15 protein-coding genes are annotated in these 17,173 nt (G+C 67.5%); all 15 read right to left on the bottom strand.

The genetic code is table 11. The features are described from left to right. Nucleotide 1: 1 nt before the first annotated feature. On the bottom strand, nucleotides 2–919 hold the full coding sequence (gene lpxC, locus RM532_RS02795) for a UDP-3-O-acyl-N-acetylglucosamine deacetylase (RefSeq protein ID WP_311651606.1): 918 nt from the start codon (nucleotides 917–919) through the stop codon (nucleotides 2–4). A gap of 216 nt (nucleotides 920–1,135) precedes the next feature. Further along, complete coding sequence (gene ftsZ, locus RM532_RS02790; RefSeq protein WP_349255246.1) at nucleotides 1,136–2,287, bottom strand: cell division protein FtsZ; 1,152 nt, start codon at nucleotides 2,285–2,287, stop codon at nucleotides 1,136–1,138. A 78-nt stretch (nucleotides 2,288–2,365) separates the two neighbouring features. Continuing rightward, a complete protein-coding gene (ftsA, locus tag RM532_RS02785; protein ID WP_311651605.1) occupies nucleotides 2,366–3,610 on the bottom strand; it encodes a cell division protein FtsA in 1,245 nt (414 codons plus the stop codon). After that, on the bottom strand, nucleotides 3,594–4,334 hold the full coding sequence (locus RM532_RS02780; protein ID WP_311651604.1) for a cell division protein FtsQ/DivIB: 741 nt from the start codon (nucleotides 4,332–4,334) through the stop codon (nucleotides 3,594–3,596). Before RM532_RS02780 ends, ftsA begins: the two co-directional genes overlap by 17 nt. Then, entirely contained in the window at nucleotides 4,324–5,253 is a 930-nt protein-coding gene (locus tag RM532_RS02775; protein ID WP_311651603.1) for a D-alanine--D-alanine ligase, read from the bottom strand. Before RM532_RS02775 ends, RM532_RS02780 begins: the two co-directional genes overlap by 11 nt. Next, on the bottom strand, nucleotides 5,250–6,695 hold the full coding sequence (murC, locus tag RM532_RS02770) for a UDP-N-acetylmuramate--L-alanine ligase (RefSeq protein ID WP_311651602.1): 1,446 nt from the start codon (nucleotides 6,693–6,695) through the stop codon (nucleotides 5,250–5,252). Before murC ends, RM532_RS02775 begins: the two co-directional genes overlap by 4 nt. Further along, nucleotides 6,692–7,768 (bottom strand): undecaprenyldiphospho-muramoylpentapeptide beta-N-acetylglucosaminyltransferase, encoded by a 1,077-nt coding sequence (gene murG / locus RM532_RS02765; RefSeq protein WP_311651601.1) that lies wholly within the window; start codon nucleotides 7,766–7,768, stop codon nucleotides 6,692–6,694. Before murG ends, murC begins: the two co-directional genes overlap by 4 nt. Continuing rightward, a complete protein-coding gene (ftsW, locus tag RM532_RS02760; protein ID WP_311651600.1) occupies nucleotides 7,765–8,919 on the bottom strand; it encodes a putative lipid II flippase FtsW in 1,155 nt (384 codons plus the stop codon). The genes murG and ftsW overlap by 4 nt, the downstream gene beginning before the upstream one ends. Beyond that, a complete protein-coding gene (murD, locus tag RM532_RS02755; RefSeq protein WP_311651599.1) occupies nucleotides 8,916–10,286 on the bottom strand; it encodes a UDP-N-acetylmuramoyl-L-alanine--D-glutamate ligase in 1,371 nt (456 codons plus the stop codon). The genes ftsW and murD overlap by 4 nt, the downstream gene beginning before the upstream one ends. Then, entirely contained in the window at nucleotides 10,283–11,365 is a 1,083-nt protein-coding gene (gene mraY, locus RM532_RS02750) for a phospho-N-acetylmuramoyl-pentapeptide-transferase (protein WP_311651598.1), read from the bottom strand. Before mraY ends, murD begins: the two co-directional genes overlap by 4 nt. After that, complete coding sequence (locus RM532_RS02745; RefSeq protein ID WP_311651597.1) at nucleotides 11,359–12,735, bottom strand: UDP-N-acetylmuramoyl-tripeptide--D-alanyl-D-alanine ligase; 1,377 nt, start codon at nucleotides 12,733–12,735, stop codon at nucleotides 11,359–11,361. Before RM532_RS02745 ends, mraY begins: the two co-directional genes overlap by 7 nt. Then, nucleotides 12,732–14,228, bottom strand: a complete 1,497-nt coding sequence (locus RM532_RS02740; protein WP_311651596.1) for a UDP-N-acetylmuramoyl-L-alanyl-D-glutamate--2,6-diaminopimelate ligase — start codon at nucleotides 14,226–14,228, stop codon at nucleotides 12,732–12,734. Before RM532_RS02740 ends, RM532_RS02745 begins: the two co-directional genes overlap by 4 nt. Continuing rightward, nucleotides 14,225–15,964 carry a peptidoglycan D,D-transpeptidase FtsI family protein gene (locus tag RM532_RS02735; RefSeq protein WP_311651595.1) on the bottom strand — a complete coding sequence of 580 codons (1,740 nt, stop codon included), beginning with the start codon at nucleotides 15,962–15,964 and terminating at the stop codon, nucleotides 14,225–14,227. The genes RM532_RS02740 and RM532_RS02735 overlap by 4 nt, the downstream gene beginning before the upstream one ends. Beyond that, nucleotides 15,961–16,233, bottom strand: coding sequence for a cell division protein FtsL (gene ftsL / locus RM532_RS02730; protein ID WP_311651594.1), 273 nt, complete (start codon nucleotides 16,231–16,233; stop codon nucleotides 15,961–15,963). The genes RM532_RS02735 and ftsL overlap by 4 nt, the downstream gene beginning before the upstream one ends. Continuing rightward, nucleotides 16,230–17,165, bottom strand: a complete 936-nt coding sequence (gene rsmH / locus RM532_RS02725; protein ID WP_311651593.1) for a 16S rRNA (cytosine(1402)-N(4))-methyltransferase RsmH — start codon at nucleotides 17,163–17,165, stop codon at nucleotides 16,230–16,232. Before rsmH ends, ftsL begins: the two co-directional genes overlap by 4 nt. Nucleotides 17,166–17,173 lie beyond the last annotated feature (8 nt).

Genomic DNA, 17,173 nt, shown 5'->3' with positions numbered 1-17,173 from the left:
TTCAGGCCGCCGCCACCGGACGGGCGTTGACATAGGAGATTGGTGCCTCCTCCATGTCGGGGAAGGTCACTTCCTCCCAGGCACCGCGATCCGCCATCAGCGCCCGCAGGAGCTTGTTGTTCAGCCCGTGGCCCGACTTGAAGCCGGTGAAACTGCCGATCAGGCCGCAGCCCAGCAGGTAGAGGTCGCCAATGGCGTCCAGAATCTTGTGGCGCACGAATTCGTTGTCGTAGCGCAGGCCATCGGCGTTGAGCACCCGGTAGTCGTCCAGCACCACGGCGTTGTCCATGCTGCCGCCGCGCGCCAGGTTATTGGCCCGCAGGAACTCGATATCGCGCATGAAGCCGAAGGTCCGGGCGCGCGACACCTCTTTTACAAACGAGGTGGTGGAGAAGTCCACGCTGGCCGACTGCGTATCCGCATCGAATGCCGGATGGTCGAATTCGATGCCGAAGCTGACCTTGAACCCCTCGAACGGATCGAAGCGGGCCCACTTGTCGTCTTCGGTGACCTGTACAGGCCGTTTGATGCGGATGAAGCGCTTGGCGGCATCCAGCTCCTGGATGCCGGCGGACTGGATCAGGAACACGAAGGGTCCCGCACTGCCGTCCATGATCGGCACTTCGTCGGCGGACAGTTCGACCACCGCATTGTCGATGCCGAGCCCTGCCATCGCCGACAGCAGATGCTCCACGGTCGATACGCGCATGCCATTATCGGTCAACGTCGTGGCCAGCGTTGTCTCTCCGACCTTCAGAGCATCAGCCCGCAGTTCGCGGACCGGCGTCAGATCGGTACGGCGAAACACGATGCCATGATCGGCAGGTGCCGGACGCAGCGTCATGTACACCTTGTGACCGGTATGAAGCCCCACGCCGGTGGCGCGGATCGGGTTCTTGAGTGTCCGTTGTCTCAGCATCGACGCTGTTCCTCTTTTCCTTGCGGCATTCAGGCTGTCAACCGCTTGTCATATACAGCGCCGATAATGAACGCTGCAGAATGAACGCTTGCTGAACGCCGGCGCCACGCTGAAAAATGCTGCAGTGAACAATACGCGGCGCCCAACAGGATATCATAGTCACCCAAATGCGGGCGGGTACGGGGCACGGCCGCCCGCACCCGCCCGCTGGCAGTATCAGTCTGCCTGGTTGCGCAGGAAAGCCGGCACATCCAGGTAGTCCATGTCCACGGCCGCGTTCTGGTCGTGGCGCTGACGCGGGGCCTGACGGATGACCGTCGGGGTATCCAGCTCTTCATAACGGACCTGACCACCAGTGTCACGCTTGAGTGTCCGAATGGAATCGCGGCCTGTCAGCTGCGCCTGCTTGCCAAGGCCGGTAGCCACCACCGTTACGCACAGTTCGTCGCCCATGCTGGCATCGACCGCGGTGCCCACGATCACTTCCGCATTTTCCGAGGTCATCTCCATGACCACTTCGTTGACCAGTTGGAACTCGTTGATGCTGAGGTTCTCGTCGCCGGTGACGTTGACCAGCAACCCTTCCGCGCCATGCAGGTTGAGATCATCCAGCAGCGGCGAGGCCAGTGCCTCTTCCGCGGCCTGACGGGCACGATCGTCGCCCACAGCGGTGGCACGGCCCATCATCGCCATGCCCTGCACCGACATCACCTTGCGCACGTCGGCAAAGTCGACGTTGATCAGACCCGGACGGGTGATCAGATCGGAAATGCCCTGAACCGCGTTGTGCAGTACGTCGTTGGCGGCCTTGAACGCGGCCTTCAGCGTGGTGCCCTTGCCCAGTACGGTCAGCAACTTCTCGTTGGGAATGACGATCAGCGAGTCGACGTACTCCTGCAGCTGCTCAATGCCATGCCGGGCGATTTCCATGCGCTTGCCCCGCTCGAAGGGAAACGGCTTGGTCACCACCGCCAGGGTGAGGATGTCCAGCTCACGGGCGATTTCGGCCACCACCGGGGCCGCGCCAGTCCCGGTGCCACCGCCCATGCCGCAGGTAATGAACAGCATGTCGGCACCCTCGATCGCCTCACGGATACGGTCACGATCCTCCTCGGCCGCCTGCCGACCGATCACCGGATCCGCCCCGGCACCCAGGCCGCGGGTGACGTTGACCCCCAGCTGCACCAGGGTGTCTGCGTTACAGGACTCCAGATGCTGGGCATCGGTGTTGGCGCAGATGAAATCCACGCCCTCGATGCCACCGTTAACCATCTGATTGACGGTATTGGAACCGCCGCCTCCGACGCCGATCACCTTGATGATGGCCTTGTCGGTCCTTTCGTCAGCGAATTCGAACACTTCACTCATGATCCATCCTCCAGTTGCCGTGCCGTCCCGTCGCCGGGACGCTTGATCCGGTTGCCCGGACTCAAACCGTTGCGTTGCCTAAAAATTCCCCTGGAACCACGCCTTCATGCGTGACCAGGCCTGTTGAAAGCCCTGATTGCCGAAATGACCGCCACTCAGGGGCTGATACCCCGTGACGGGCTTCGTACCGAACTGCAGCAGCCCCACGCCGGTGGCGTGGATGGGGTTCCTGACCACGTCGGTCAGCCCCTTGACCCGCTGCGGCACCCCCAATCGAACCGGCATGTGGAAGACCTCCTCGGCCAGGTCCACCAGCCCCTCCATCTTTGCGGAGCCGCCGGTTATCACCACCCCGCCGGCGATCACGTCGTCGTAACCACTGCGGGTGAGTTCCTTGTGAATGAGCATGAAAAGCTCTTCGTAGCGAGGCTTGATCACCTCGGCCAGCGTGTAGCGCGACAGCCGCCGCGGCGGGCGTTCGCCCACGCTGGGCACCTCGATGGCGTCGTCTTCCTCGATCAGCTCGGGTAGCGCACAGCCGTAGCGGATCTTGATCCCCTCGGCGTGCTGGGTCGGGGTGCGCAATGCCACCGCGATGTCGTTGGTGACCTGATCGCCGGCGATCGGAATCACCGCCGTGTGACGGATCGCGCCGTTGACGAACACCGCGATGTCCGAGGTGCCACCGCCGATGTCGACCAGGCACACACCCAGATCCTTCTCATCGTCATTGAGCACCGCCTCGGCCGAGGCCAGCTGCTCCAGCGACAGCTTGGAAACCTCCAGCCCGCAGCGGGCCACGCATTTCTGGATGTTCTGGGCCGACGTCACCGCTCCGGTGACCATGTGGACCTTGGCCTCCAGCCGAACGCCAGACATGCCCACCGGCTCCTGGATACCCTCGTTATCGTCCACCGCGAATTCCTGCGGCAGCACATGCAGGATCTTCTGATCGGCCGGAATAGCCACCGCGCAGGCGGCGTCGATGACCCGCTCGATGTCGGCCTCGGTGACCTCCTTGCTGCGCACCGCCACGATCCCGTGCGAATTGATCGACCTGACGTGCGCCCCGGAAATGCCGCAGTGCACCGACTGGATCCGGCAACCGGCCATCAGCTCGGCCTCTTCCACCGCGCGGCGGATCGACTGGGTGGTGGCCTCGATGTTGACCACCATGCCCTTCTTCATCCCCTTGGAGGGCTGGCTGCCCATGCCGATCAATTCGAGCTGCCCGTCCTCGTCGTACTCGGCGACGATGCAGGCAACCTTCGAGGTACCGATGTCCAGCCCGACGACGAGATTCTTCTCAGGCCGCTTGCTCATTATCTGTCTCGCTGTCATTGGCCGGGGCGGCGCGATTGCCACCCACGGCGAAACCATCCGCGTAACGCAGATCCACATAACCGGCCGTTTCCAGCGCGGCGCCCAGGGCGCTCGGTGCATGCCGGGCAAAACGGGTCAGACGGTCCCGGACCGAGTCCCGGCCCAGGCGCAGTTCCAGACCATTGGCAAGCCACGCCGTCCAGCCACCACGGCGATCCAGCTCCAGCCGACCGATGCGCATATCCGTGCCGGCCAGAATCGCCTGCAGGGCGGGTAGTTCGGCCAGCAGTTCGCGGGCGCTGCCGTCCGGCCCGTGCACGATCGGCAGGTCCGCAGGCACCTGATCCGCCGGCAACTCGAACCGCTGCCCCTCGGCGTCGACCAGCTGATCCTCACCCCAGCGGGCGGCGGGCCGGTATTCGGCCACCCGGACCACCACGCTGTCCGGCCAGCGCCGATGCACCGTGGCTTCGGCGATCCAGGGCAAAGCGCGGATGGCACCGGCCAGCTCTGCCGCGTCCAGCTCGTAGAAACCTCGGGTCATGTATGGCGCCGCGGCATCTACCAGCGCCGCATCCGTGGTTCGCGCCAGATCACCCACCACGATCATGCGGTGCGCCTGGCGCTGATCGGGCGTCAGCCCCTGCCAGGTGCAGGCCGCGATTGCCGCACTCATCGCCAGAATCGACAGGGGTGTGAGCAGGCGTTTGCGTTCAGTTCGCATCGTCATGCTCCTCCAGGCTCAAGGCCAGAATGCGTTCAACCAGATTCTCGAAGTCGATGCCGGCCGCCGCCGCACTCATCGGCACCAGGCTGTGCGAGGTCATGCCCGGCACGGTGTTGATCTCCAGAAACCAGGGCTGGCCGTCGTCATCCAGCATGAAATCGACGCGTCCCCAGCCGCGGGCGCCGGTGGCGCGGAACGCGTCCAGGCACAGGGCGGCCAGGCGCTGCTCCTCGTCCGGTGCCAGGCCGCAGGGGCAGTGGTAACGGGTGGTATCAGCCTCGTACTTGGCGTGAAAGTCGTAAAACGGGCCCGCCGATTCGATGCGCAGCATCGGCAGCACCCGGTCGCCGAGCACTGCCGCGGTGTATTCGCCGCCCGCCACGAAGCGCTCCGCCAGCACCGATTCCCCATAGCGGGACGCCGCCTGCCAGGCGGCATGCAGCTGGTCCGGCGCGTCCACCCGGGACATGCCGATGCTCGATCCCTCGGTGGCCGGCTTGACGAAGATGGGCAGGCCGATATCGGCAACCAGCGTGTCGGCGTCGGTATCGGCACGCAGCAGGCGATGCGCCGGCGTCGGGATGCCGCTCGCGGCCCACAGGGCCTTGCAACGGGCCTTGTCCATGGCCAGCGCCGAAGCGAGCACACCGCTGCCGGTGTAAGGCAGCCCCTGGACCTCGAGCACCGCCTGGGCGATGCCGTCTTCCCCGCCGGTGCCGTGCAGGGCAATCCAGGCGCAGTCGAAACCTTCCTCGGCGAGGTGCAGCAGGCGGGCCCGGTCCACATCCACCCCGTGCGCGTCGACGCCCCGCGCCTGCAGTGCGGCCAGCACCGCGCGGCCGGACTGCAGGGAAATCTCCCGTTCGGCGGACCAGCCACCCATCAGCACCGCCACCTTGCCGAACCGGCCGCTCATGGCGCGTCTCCGATACGATGGCTGACGGCCATCCCGGCGGCCACGGCGCCGATGTCGCCGGCCCCCAGCGTCAGAATCACATCGTTATCCGCGACCACGCCGGCCAGCACGTCGGGCAGGTCGTGCACGTCGCCCACGAACACCGGATTGACGCGCCCCCGGGCGCGCACGCCACGGGCCAGCGCCCGACCGTCGGCATCGGCAATCCGCGCCTCGCCGGCGGGATAGATATCGCACAGCACCAGCACGTCCAGACCCGCCAGCACTTCACAGAAATCCTCGAACAGGTCCCGCGTTCGGGTGAAGCGATGCGGCTGGAACACGACCACCAGCCGGCGCTCCGGCCACGCCGCGTGCACCGCCTGCAGAATACTGCTCAGCTCGCGGGGATGATGGCCGTAGTCGTCCACCAGCAGGCAGTGATGGCCGGCCAGGGCAATCTCGCCCAGCACCTCGCAACGACGGCCGATACCGGCGAACCCCGACAACGCCCGTTGGATGGCGTCCATGGCAACGCCCAGTTCGCGGGCCACCGCGGCCGCAGCCAGTGCGTTGAGCACGTTGTGCCGGCCGGGCAGGTTCAGATGCACCGGCCAGACCTGGTCGTGATCGCGGATGCGAAGCTCGAACCGGGTGCCCGGACCCTCGGTAATCAGATTCTCGGCCCGCAGGTCGGCGTCGTGATCAATGCCATAGGTCAGCACCGGCCGACCCACCCGCGGCAACATCTGGCGCACCACCGGGTCGTCGACGCAGACCACCGCCAGGCCGTAGAACGGCAGATGGTGGATAAACTCGACGAAGGTATCGATCAGCTTGGCGAAGTCCCCTTCGTAGGCTTCCAGATGGTCGGCGTCGATATTGGTCACTACCGCCAGCATCGGGGTCAGGAACAGGAACGAGGCATCCGATTCGTCCGCCTCGGCCACGATGTAGGGGCTTTCCCCGAGTCGGGCATTGGTACCGGCACCCAGCACCTTGCCGCCCACGATGAAGGTCGGGTCGAGCCCGCCTTCGGCCAGTACCGACGCCACCAGGCTGGTGGTGGTGGTCTTGCCGTGGGTGCCGGCTACCGCGATCCCGTACCGGAAACGCATCAGCTCGGCCAGCATTTCGGCCCGCGGCACGACCGGTACCAGCCGCTCGCGAGCCGCCAGAACCTCCGGGTTGTCGGCCGACACCGCCGACGATGTCACCACCACATCGGCACCGGTGGCGTTGGCGGCATCATGGCCAATGCGGATCGCCGCTCCGAGCTCGGTCAGTCGCCGGGTGGCGGCGCCTTCCCGAATATCACTGCCCGACACCGTATAACCGAGATTGAGCAGCACTTCGGCGATGCCGGCCATGCCCACACCGCCGATGCCGACGAAATGCACCGTCTGCACCCGGCGCATGGGCCGTTGGCTCAGCGGCTGGAAAGTGGTGGGGGTTGCGTTCATCGCCGCACCTCCGCCAGGGACAGGCAGGCGGACGCGATGTCGCGGGTGGCATCCGGCCAGGCCGCGGCACGCGCCGCTTCGGCCATCGCCAGCAGACGCGGTCGGTCGCCGATCAGCTCGCCCAGCAGGCGGGCCAGCCGGGCGGGGTCGAGGTCCCGCTGCTGCACCAGCACCGCGGCATCGCGCTGCGTCAGATAGCGCCCGTTCACGGTCTGGTGGTCGTCGACCGCGTGGGGATAGGGAATCAGAATGGCGCCCAGACCGGCCGCCGCCAACTCGGCTACCGTGAGCGCGCCGGACCGGCAGATCACCAGATCCGCCCAGGCATAGGCCTCGGCCATGTCCTCGATGAAAGCACTGACCTCCGCCGCCACCGCGTGTTCGGCGTAGGCCGCCTGCGCCCGATCGATGGTGCGACCAGCCTGATGCCGCACGACCGGCCGCTGGGCCGCCGGCAAACGGGCCAGCGCCGCCGGCAGCATTTCGTTGATTGCCAGGGCCCCGCCGCTGCCACCCAAGGCCAGCAGGCGGACCGGGCCACTGCGCTCACCGAAGCGCTGCGCCGGGACCGGCAGGGCCAGGATGTCCCCGCGCACCGGATTACCCACGACGCGGGCACCGGGCAACGCGCCGGGGAAAGCCTGTAGACGGGTCCGAGCCAGGCGGGCAAGCACGCGATTGGTCAATCCGGCGGCGGCATTCTGCTCGTGTACCAATAGCGGCCGGCGCAGCAACCAGGCCGCCAGGCCGCCGGGACCGGACACGAAACCGCCCATCCCGACGACCAGCTGCGGCGCCACCCGGCGCACTGCCTGCAGGGCCTGCCAGACCGCCTGCATCAAGCGCCACGGCGCACCCAGCCAAGTGCGCCAGCCCTTGCCGCGCAATCCCGATACACCGACCCATTCCATCCGGTAACCGGCCGCCGGCACCACCCGCGACTCCAGCCCGGCCTTGGTGCCCATCCACACCACCTCGGCACCGCGCTCGCGCAGCGCATCGGCCACCGCCAGCGCGGGGAAGACGTGCCCGCCGGTGCCACCCGCCATCATCAGAACCCGCGGGCCGCTCATCGTGCCGCCGCCCGGCCGGCGGCGCCGGTCTCCAGGTCCACCCGCAGCAGAAGGGCCACCAGCACACACATCACGACGAGGCTGGAACCGCCATAGCTCATCAACGGCAGGGTTAGCCCCTTGGTGGGCAGCATGCCCATGTTCACGGCGATATTGATGAACGCCTGCAACACCATCCAGCTGGACAGCGCGAAGGCCAGGAAGGCGCCGAAAAGCATGCCCGCGTCCATTGCCCGCCGGCCGATCACGAATGCCCGCCACACGAACAGGGTGAACAGGGCGATCACGGCCAGCGACCCGATCAACCCGAGTTCCTCGGCCAGGATGGCGAACAGGAAGTCGGTATGGGTTTCAGGCAGATAAAGCAGTTTCTGGACGCTATTGCCCAGTCCCACACCGGCCACCTCACCCCGTCCGATGGCGATCAGCGACTGGGTCAGCTGAAAGCCGCTGGCATAGGGGTGCGCCCAGGGATCGGTAAAGCTGATCAACCGCGCCACCCGGTAGGGCGACGACAGCGCCGCCATCACCAGCAGCCCCCCGGCAGTCCCGGCCAGCACCAGCAGATGCGACAGCCGGGCACCGGCCAGGAACATCAGAATGCCGGTTACCGCGAACAGGACCGCGCAGGCGCCGTAATCAGGTTCGATCAGTAGCAGCAGGCAGGCCAGCCCGATGGGCAGCACCGGCCGCAGCAGCCCGGCGAAACTGGTGCGCAGCTCCACCTGCTGACGCACCGCGTAACCGGCCAGATACAGCAGCAGTCCCAGCCGGGCCGGCTCGGAAACCTGTACCGACACCACGCCGAGGTCGACCCAGCGTCGGGCCCCGTTGACCTCGTGGCCAATGCCCGGAATCAGCACCAGCAGCAGCATCACCAGCGACACGGCCAGCAGGTTGAAACTGTTGGCCTGCCAGAGGCGCAGCGGCACGTGCAGGACCACGAAGCCCAGACCCAAGCCGATCAACGCGTACACCGCCTGCCGGTAGAAGAAATGCAGTGGCTCGTCAGCCAGCCGGTCGGCCACCGCCACCGAAGCCGAGCCCACCATCACCAGTCCCAGACCCAGCAGCAGCGCGACCGTGGTGGCGAACCAGGCATCCACCGGGCCGGGCGGCAGTCGCCATGCAGGGTTCAGGCGCAGATTCATGCCGCCAGCCTCCGCACACCGGCCATGAACCGCTCGCCACGGTCCTCGTAGCCCCGGAACTGATCGAAGCTCGCGCAACCGGGCGACAGCAGGACCGTGTCCCCGGGTTCGGCCACGCCGGCAGCGCGATCGATCGCCTCCTCCAGACCCGGCACCTGCTCGACCGTCACGTGGTCGCGCAACGCTTCGGCAATACGTGCCGCATCCGTGCCGAACAGGATTGCCAGCCGACCCTTGCGCGACATCACCGGCCCGACCGGGGTGAAATCCCCCCCCTTGGCCTGGCCGCCCGCCAGCAGCAGAATCGGGCCCGGCAGGCCGTCCAGCGAGGCCAGCATGGCGCCCACGTTGGTGCCCTTGGAGTCGTTGACCCAGTCCACCCCGTTGACCGAGGCCACGAACTGGCAGCGGTGCGGCAGACCCGGGAAACGGCGCAACGCTTCGCGCATGGCGACGTCGGGCAATCCGACGGCCTCGCCCAGCGCCAGGGCCGCCAGGGCGTTGCACAGATTGTGGCGGCCACGCAGCGGCAGGTCCGCCGCGGCCAGGAACGGCTGATCGCCGCGGCAGACAACCGGCGCCTCGACCGGCCCGTCCAGATGCCAGTCGCCGGTCCGGTCGCCGATCACCACGCGTCGACCCGAGGTAACCATGGCGGCAACCCGGCTGTCGTCCCCGTTGACCACCGACACCACCGCCCGCCGGAAGATGCGGGCCTTGATCGCGGCGTAGTCATCGATGTCGGCATGGCGATCCATGTGATCGGCGCTGACGTTGAGCACCGTCGCCGCGGTGGGCGCCAGGCTTTCAACCAGCGCCAGCTGGAAGCTCGACAGCTCGAGCACGAACAAATCAGCGCCTTCGTCGAGCAGGTCCAGGGCGGGTCGGCCGAAATTGCCGCCGGCGGCCGCGCGCCGGCCGGCCGCTGCGGCCATCTCCGCGACCAGCGCGGTGACCGTCGACTTGCCGTTGGAGCCGGTGACGGCGACCAGTGACGGGACTCGGGACTCAGGACTCGCCGCCTGAAGGACCCGGGCGAATAGTTCAATGTCGCCGACGATGGGAATACCGGCGGCGCGGACTTCGCGCAGGAAAGGCTCGTCAAGCGACACACCAGGGCTGACCACGGCTTCGGCAAGCTGACCCAGGGGCAGTGGCGAAGAAAAGGCGCCGAAGCTGCACGGAACGTCAGCGAGGCTCTCCAGATCCTGTGCTCTGGGCGGCCGCGCCCGGCTGTCAGTCACCGCAAACGGCACACCCTCGCGCAGGAAATGGCGGGCCACGGACAGCCCGGTGGCCCCCATGCCCACGATCAGACTCGACCCCTTCCGAGTCCCGAGTCCCGAGTCCCGAGTGCCGCTACTCATCGGATCTTCAACGTGGACAAACCGATCAGGACCAGCACCAGGGTGATGATCCAGAAGCGCACGATTATCTTGGGCTCGGCCCAGCCCTTGAGTTCGAAGTGGTGGTGCAACGGGGCCATGCGGAACATGCGCCGGCCGGTCAGCTTGAAGCTGGCCACCTGCAGTATCACCGAGACGGTTTCGGCGACGAAGATGCCACCCATCACCAGCAGCACGATCTCCTGACGCACGATCACGGCTACCATGCCCAACGCAGCCCCCAGGGCCAGCGCGCCAACGTCGCCCATGAACACCTGCGCCGGATAGGTGTTGAACCACAGGAAACCTAGCCCGGCACCGCCAATGGCCGTGCAGAAGATGGCCAGTTCCCCGACCCCCTCGATGTAGTGGAAGCCCAGGTAGTCCGAAAACTCGGTATGACCGGTGACGTAGGCGAAGACGCCCAGCGCCGAGGCCACCATCACGCAGGGCATGATCGCCAGGCCGTCGAGCCCGTCGGTGAGATTCACCGCGTTGCTCGAGCCGACCACCACCAGATAGGTCCACAGGATATAGCCGGCCCCCAGTGGCACCGCCACATCCTTGAGCATGGGAATCAGCACGCTGGTTTCCGCGGCGGTTTCGGCCCCGGCATACACCCACAGGGCCGCCGCCAGGCCGATCACGCTCTGCCAGCCATACTTGGCCACCGCCGACAGCCCGCGGCTATTGCCCACCTTGAGCTTGAGGTAGTCGTCGACGAAACCGACCGCCCCGAACGCGGCGGTCACGAACACCGCCACCCACACCCACTGATTGGACAAATCGGCCCACAGCAGGGTGGCGACCAGCACCGCACACAGGATCAGCGTGCCTCCCATGGTGGGGGTGCCGGCCTTGATCAGATGCGACTCGGGCCCGTCCTCACGAATCTGCTGACCGATCTGGCGCACGGTCAGGTGGCGGATCATCCACGGCCCGGCGATAAAGCTGAACACCATGGCCGTCAACACGCCGAGAATGCCGCGGAAGGTCAGGAACTGGAACACGCGAAAACCGCTGTAGTACTGCTCCAGGAATTCGGCAAGGTGCATCAGCATCCGACACCTGCCCCGGCCGGCTCGGCCTCGTCGTTGCAGGTGAGTGCCTCGACCACCTGTTCCATGCCCGCCGAGCGCGACCCCTTCACCAGCACGGTCACCTCGGATGACAGGCCATCGGCGAGCTCGCGGACCAGCGCCCCGCGGTCGTCGTAATGCCGGGCGTCGCCGCCGAATGCCGCCGCCGCCAGGGCGCTGTGGCGACCGATAGTGAACAGACGCCGCACCCCCGCCTTACGGGCCAGCCGTCCGGCTTCGGTGTGGCGCTCTTCCGTGGCATCGCCCAGTTCGGCCATGTCGCCGAGCACCAGCCAGGCCTCCCCGGCGCCCGCGGTCAGCACCTCGATGGCAGCGGCCAGTGAATCCGGGTTGGCGTTGTAGCTGTCGTCAATCAGGGTGGCGCCGCCGACGGCGGAACGAGCACGGAGTCGTCCCGCCACCGGCGGCACCGCGGCCAGACCGGCCGCAATCGCTGCCACGGGCGTACCCACTGCGGCGGCGGCCGCGGCGGCCGCCAGCGCATTGGCAACGTTGTGCCGGCCGGCCAGCGGCAGTGTCACCGCCGCCTCCCCATCGGGCGCGGTCAGCACGAAGCGCATGCCGTTGGCCTCGGTGGCCACGTCATGCGCGCTCACCTCGGTCTTCCCCCGAAGACCGAAGCGCAACTGCCGACGATCGCCGGCAAGCTCCCCCCACAAGTCGGCGTAGGCATCGTCGGCGTTGATCACCGCGATGCCGTCCGCCGCCAGGTCGGCAAACAGTTCACCCTTGGCGCGCGCTACTCCCTCGCGGGAACCGAAGCCCTCCAGATGGGCATCCCCGGCGTTAGTAATCAGTCCTACATTCGGACGGGCCAGACGGGTCAGCAACGCGATCTCGCCAGGATGATTGGCCCCCATCTCGACCACCGCGAACTCGTGCTCAGCGTTCAGCTCGAGCAGAGTCAGCGGCACGCCGATGTGATTATTCAGATTGCCCCGGGTAGCCAGCACCCGACCGGCCTGACCCAGGATGGCCGCCAGCATTGTCTTGGTGGTGGTCTTGCCGTTGCTGCCGGTGACGGCCAGTACCGGCGCGTTGCTGCGCAGCCGCCAGGCCGCCGCCAGGCGCTGCAGCGCCGCCAGCGTGTCCCCGACCACGATCTGGGCCGGGCCACCGTCGACCTCGCGGGCGACCAGCGCCGCACCGGCCGCAAGGGTAGCGGCGCGGCGCACGAACTCGTGGCCGTCGTAGCGTTCCCCGCGCAGGGCGACGAACAGACACCCGGGCGACAACCCCCGGGTATCGGAGGAAACACCCTCTACCCAGGCGTCCTCGCCTACCAGCCGGCCGTTGACCAGGGCGGCCACTTCGCTGAGCCGGAGCTTCATGCCGCCTCCAGCACGCGACGGGCCGCCAGCCGATCATCGAAGGGACGCCGTTCGTCACCGATCTGCTGATCGGTTTCGTGGCCCTTGCCGGCGATCAACACGGCATCATTCGCGCCGGCCGCGGCAATCGCTTCCGCGATGGCGGCCGCGCGGTCGCGCTGCACCGTGACTGCCGCGCCGCCGGGCATGCCCGACACGATGGCACGCACGATGGCGTCGCCATCCTCGTGGCGGGGATTGTCATCGGTCACCCAGACCCAGTCCGCCAGCCGGGCGGCGACAGCACCCATCAGCGGACGCTTGCCCGCATCGCGATCGCCCCCGCAACCGAACACGCAGTGCAGCCGGCCGTCGACGTGCTCACCCAGGGCCCGCAGCGCGTGCTCCAGCGCCCCCGCGGTGTGAGCGTAGTCGACTACCACCAGCGGTCCCCGGCCTTGAGCGTCGACCACTTCCATGCGGCCGGGCACGGTCTGCAGCGCCGCCAGTGCGGCCACCGCGCGGTCCGGGGCAACGCCGTCGACCAGCAGCACGGCCAGCACCGCCAGCAGATTGTAGGCATTGAAACGGCCGAGCAGCCCGCTTTCCACCCGCATACGGCCCCAGCTGCTGTCCACCTCGATCACCAGGCCACCCGGCCGGGTCAGCAGGTCGGTGGCGAAGACATGCAGTCCGGCGAGCGGCGGGGTATGCGGCATCAGGCCGTAGGCCACCGAGGTGCTGCGTTCGGCCATATCGGCAAACCAGGCAGCGCCGGTGGGGTCGTCCACATTCAGGATGACGTGATCGAGCCCGGCGAACTCGAACAGCCTGCGCTTGGCCAACGCGTAGGCTTCCATGCTGCCGTGGTAGTCGAGATGATCGCGGCCGATGTTGGTGAGCACGGCGATATCGATGTCGGTCCCGTTGACCCGGTATTGATCCAGCGCGTGCGACGACACCTCCAGGGCCACGGCCTCGGTGCCGGCGGCCGCCAACCGGGCCAGCCAGCCCTGCAGCGATACCGCGTCCGGCGTGGTGTGGGTGGGCACGGCCAGCGCATCCAGCCAGCCGTAACCGAGCGTGCCCAGATAGCCACTGGTGCGGCCCAGATGCATCAGCGCCTGGGTGAGCAGGTGGGTGCCCGAGGTCTTGCCGTCGGTGCCGGTTACGCCCACTACCAGCATGTTGGCGGACGGATTGCCATGAAAACGAGACGCGATTTCGCCCACGCGCCGGTGCAGATCGGTAACCCGGATAGACGGCACCGTCGCGGCCGGGGGCTGCTCGCCTTCCCAGAGCACCGCGACCGCGCCGCGGGCCACCGCATCATCAATGTACTCCACCCCATGCCGGGCGCCCCCGGCACAGGCCAGAAACAGGTCACCCGGGGCCACCTGCCGGCTGTCCGTGGCCAGACCGGTCACTTCAAGAGCGCCGGCCGGAGTCTCACCCACCCCCGCCAGGAGCTGTTCCAGCCGCATCGGCGCCGGTTGCACCGCAGCCAGGCTCACGACTTGGACTCCGGTTTTGCCACGGCGTCCGCGGTCAGGGTCGCGGGGTTATCCGGCGGCACGCGCAGAATGCGCAGCGCCTCACGCATGATGTTGGAAAAGGCGGGAGCGGCCACCAGGCCGCCATAGTAGTCGCCACCACCAGGCTCATCGACCATCACCAGCGTGACCAGCGCCGGGTCATCGGCCGGCGCCATGCCCACGAACAGGGACTGATGGCTGGCCGCATCATAGCCCGCACCCTCGACCTTGCGCACCGTGCCGGTCTTGCCAACCACCCGGTAACCAGGCACCGCGGCCCGCCCGGCCGTGCCTTCCGCGGACACGACTTCGCCGAGCAGGTCACGTACCTTGGCGGCGGCATCGGCCGAAATCACCTGCCTGGGCTCGGCCTGCCAGTCGTCCTTGTCGGCCAGAGTCAGCCGCAGATCCCGAAGCCGGCCGTCATCTGCCAGCGCCGAATAGGCGCGGATAAGCTGCAGCGCCGTCACCGAAACCCCGTAGCCATAGGCCGCGGTGGCGGTGGTGACATCATCCCAGCGCGCGAAATTGCGAAGCACGCCGTAACGCTCGCCCGGGAAGCGAATGCCGCTGATGCTGCCGAAACCGTAGTCGTTGTAAACCTGCCAGAGCCGCTCCGGGCCCAGCTTCAGCCCCACCTTGGCGGCGCCAACGTTGCTTGACTTGGTTAGCAGCCGACGCAGGTCGACATCGCCGTAATCGCGAAAATCGCGAACCGTCAGGCGACCCACGCGAAAGCGCCCACCCTCGGTGTCGATCACGCTGTCTCGGGTAAACGCGCCGGCATCCAGCGCCCGCGACACCATCAGCGGCTTGAAGGTGGAACCGGGCTCGAACGTGTCGGTGACGGCGCGATGGCGCAACGTCCCGGTCGGAATGGACTCCCGACTGTTTGGATTGAAACTGGGAAAGGACACCATGGCCAGGATTTCGCCGGTTTCCGGGTCGGCCATCACCGCCACGCCAGCGCTGGCCTGGTGTTCCAATACCGCCGCCTTGAGTTCGCGATAGGCCAGCGCCTGCAGCCGCAGGTCCACGGTCAGGCGTACGTCGCCGCCGGGATCCGGCGGGGTGAACTCGGCCAGATCCTCGACCACCCGGCCGACGCGGTCCTTGATCACCCGACGACTACCGGGCTCGCCATCGAGTTGGTCGTTCAAGGACAATTCGATGCCCTCCTGACCGCGGCCGTCGATATCGGTCAGGCCCACCAGCTGGGCGGTGGTTTCGCCACCCGGGTAGTACCGCCGGTATTCACGCTGCAGGAATACCCCCGGAGCACCCACTGCCATCACGCGCTGGGCATGGGCCGGACTGAGCTGGCGCTGCAGATACAGGAACTGACGTTCGCGATAGTTTTCCAGACGGTCACGCAGTTCCGCCGTGCTGTAGTCCAGTTCGGCGGCCAGAGCGGACAGACGCCCGGGGTCATCCAGCAGCGCCGCCGGCACCGCCCAGACCGACTCGGTCGGCGCCGACAGCGCCAGCGGCGCACCACGGCGGTCGCGGATCGCACCGCGAACCGCGGGCACCTCCATCGTGCGCAGATGCCGCTTGGCACCCTCCTCGTTGAGGAATTCCTGATCCAGCACCTGAAGTTCGAACGCCCGGGCGCCGAGCATCACGGCAAACACGCCGAACAGCCCGAGCATGGCGCGGGCGCGCCAGGCCGGCGGCGGCTCCAGCTTGAGATTGCGGCGCCGCGACCGACTCACGGTTGCCCCTCGAGCAATTCGAAGTGACGCGGTACCTGCATATTCAGCTGTTCCCGCGCCATGCGGGCAACCCGGTCCGGATTGGCCCAGGCGCTTTCCTCGAGTTGCAGCTGCGACCATTCGGTGCGCAGTCGATCACGTTCGACCCGCAGAACCTGCAACTCCGACTGCAGCACCCGCGACTGGTGCTTGGCCTCGATCACGGCCACCGCGCTGACTAGCGCGACGCCACTCAGGACCGTCAGCATCACGGCACGCCGCCCGGTCATGCGCGCCGCCGTTCGGCTACCCGCAGCACGGCGCTGCGCGCCCGGGGATTGGCTGCTACCTCGGCTGCGTCCGGCCGCTGGGGCTTACCCACCAGAACGAAGCCGGGTTGTGGCTCGGCCGCCATGGGCACCGGTGGCGGCGGCGGATGCGCTTCGGCCCGCATGAACCGCTTGACGATGCGGTCCTCGAGCGAATGAAAACTGATCACCGCCAACCGGCCGCCGTCGGCAAGCGCCCCGGGGCAGGCCGCCAGGGCCGTCTGCAGGGCAACCAGCTCATCGTTGACCAGGATGCGCAGCGCCTGGAACGTGCGCGTGGCGGGATGAATCCGGCTGCCGGCGGCGATCCGGGCCGGGGTGGCGTCGGCCACGATCGCGGCCAGCCGGTCGGTGGTGTCGATGGGTGCCTGCTCGCGGGCGGTCACGATGGCCCGGGCGATTCGGCCGGCCAGCTTCTCCTCGCCGTAGCGGCGCAGGACACCGGCGATCTCACCCATTTCCGCCCGCGCCAGCCAGGCCGCCGCGCTTTCCCCCGTATCGGGATCCATACGCATGTCCAGCGGGCCGCCATGGCGGAAGGAAAACCCGCGGCTGGCATCGTCCACCTGCGGCGAGGACAGCCCGAGATCGAACAGGATGCCGTCGACGCGGCCGCGCAGGCCGGCTTCGTCGACCACCTCGGCGAGGCGATCGAAGCCCGTGCGCCGGAACTGAAAAAGGGGCTCGCGCCCCCAACTGCGTTCCGCATGGGCCGCAGCATCCGGGTCGCGATCCACCGCCAGCAAATGGCCCTGACCACCCAGACGCTCGAGAATGGCGCCGGTATGGCCACCGCGCCCGTAGGTGGCATCCACATAGACGCCGCCCGGCCGCACGGACAACGCGTCGACCGCAGCGTCCAGTAACACCGAGGCATGAGGCCGGTCATTCATCGCCCATG

Source organism: Spectribacter hydrogenoxidans (assembly GCF_031846275.1).
GTDB classification, from domain to species: domain Bacteria; phylum Pseudomonadota; class Gammaproteobacteria; order Nevskiales; family Salinisphaeraceae; genus Spectribacter; species Spectribacter hydrogenoxidans.
This window is presented reverse-complemented; position numbering and strand designations above follow the sequence as displayed.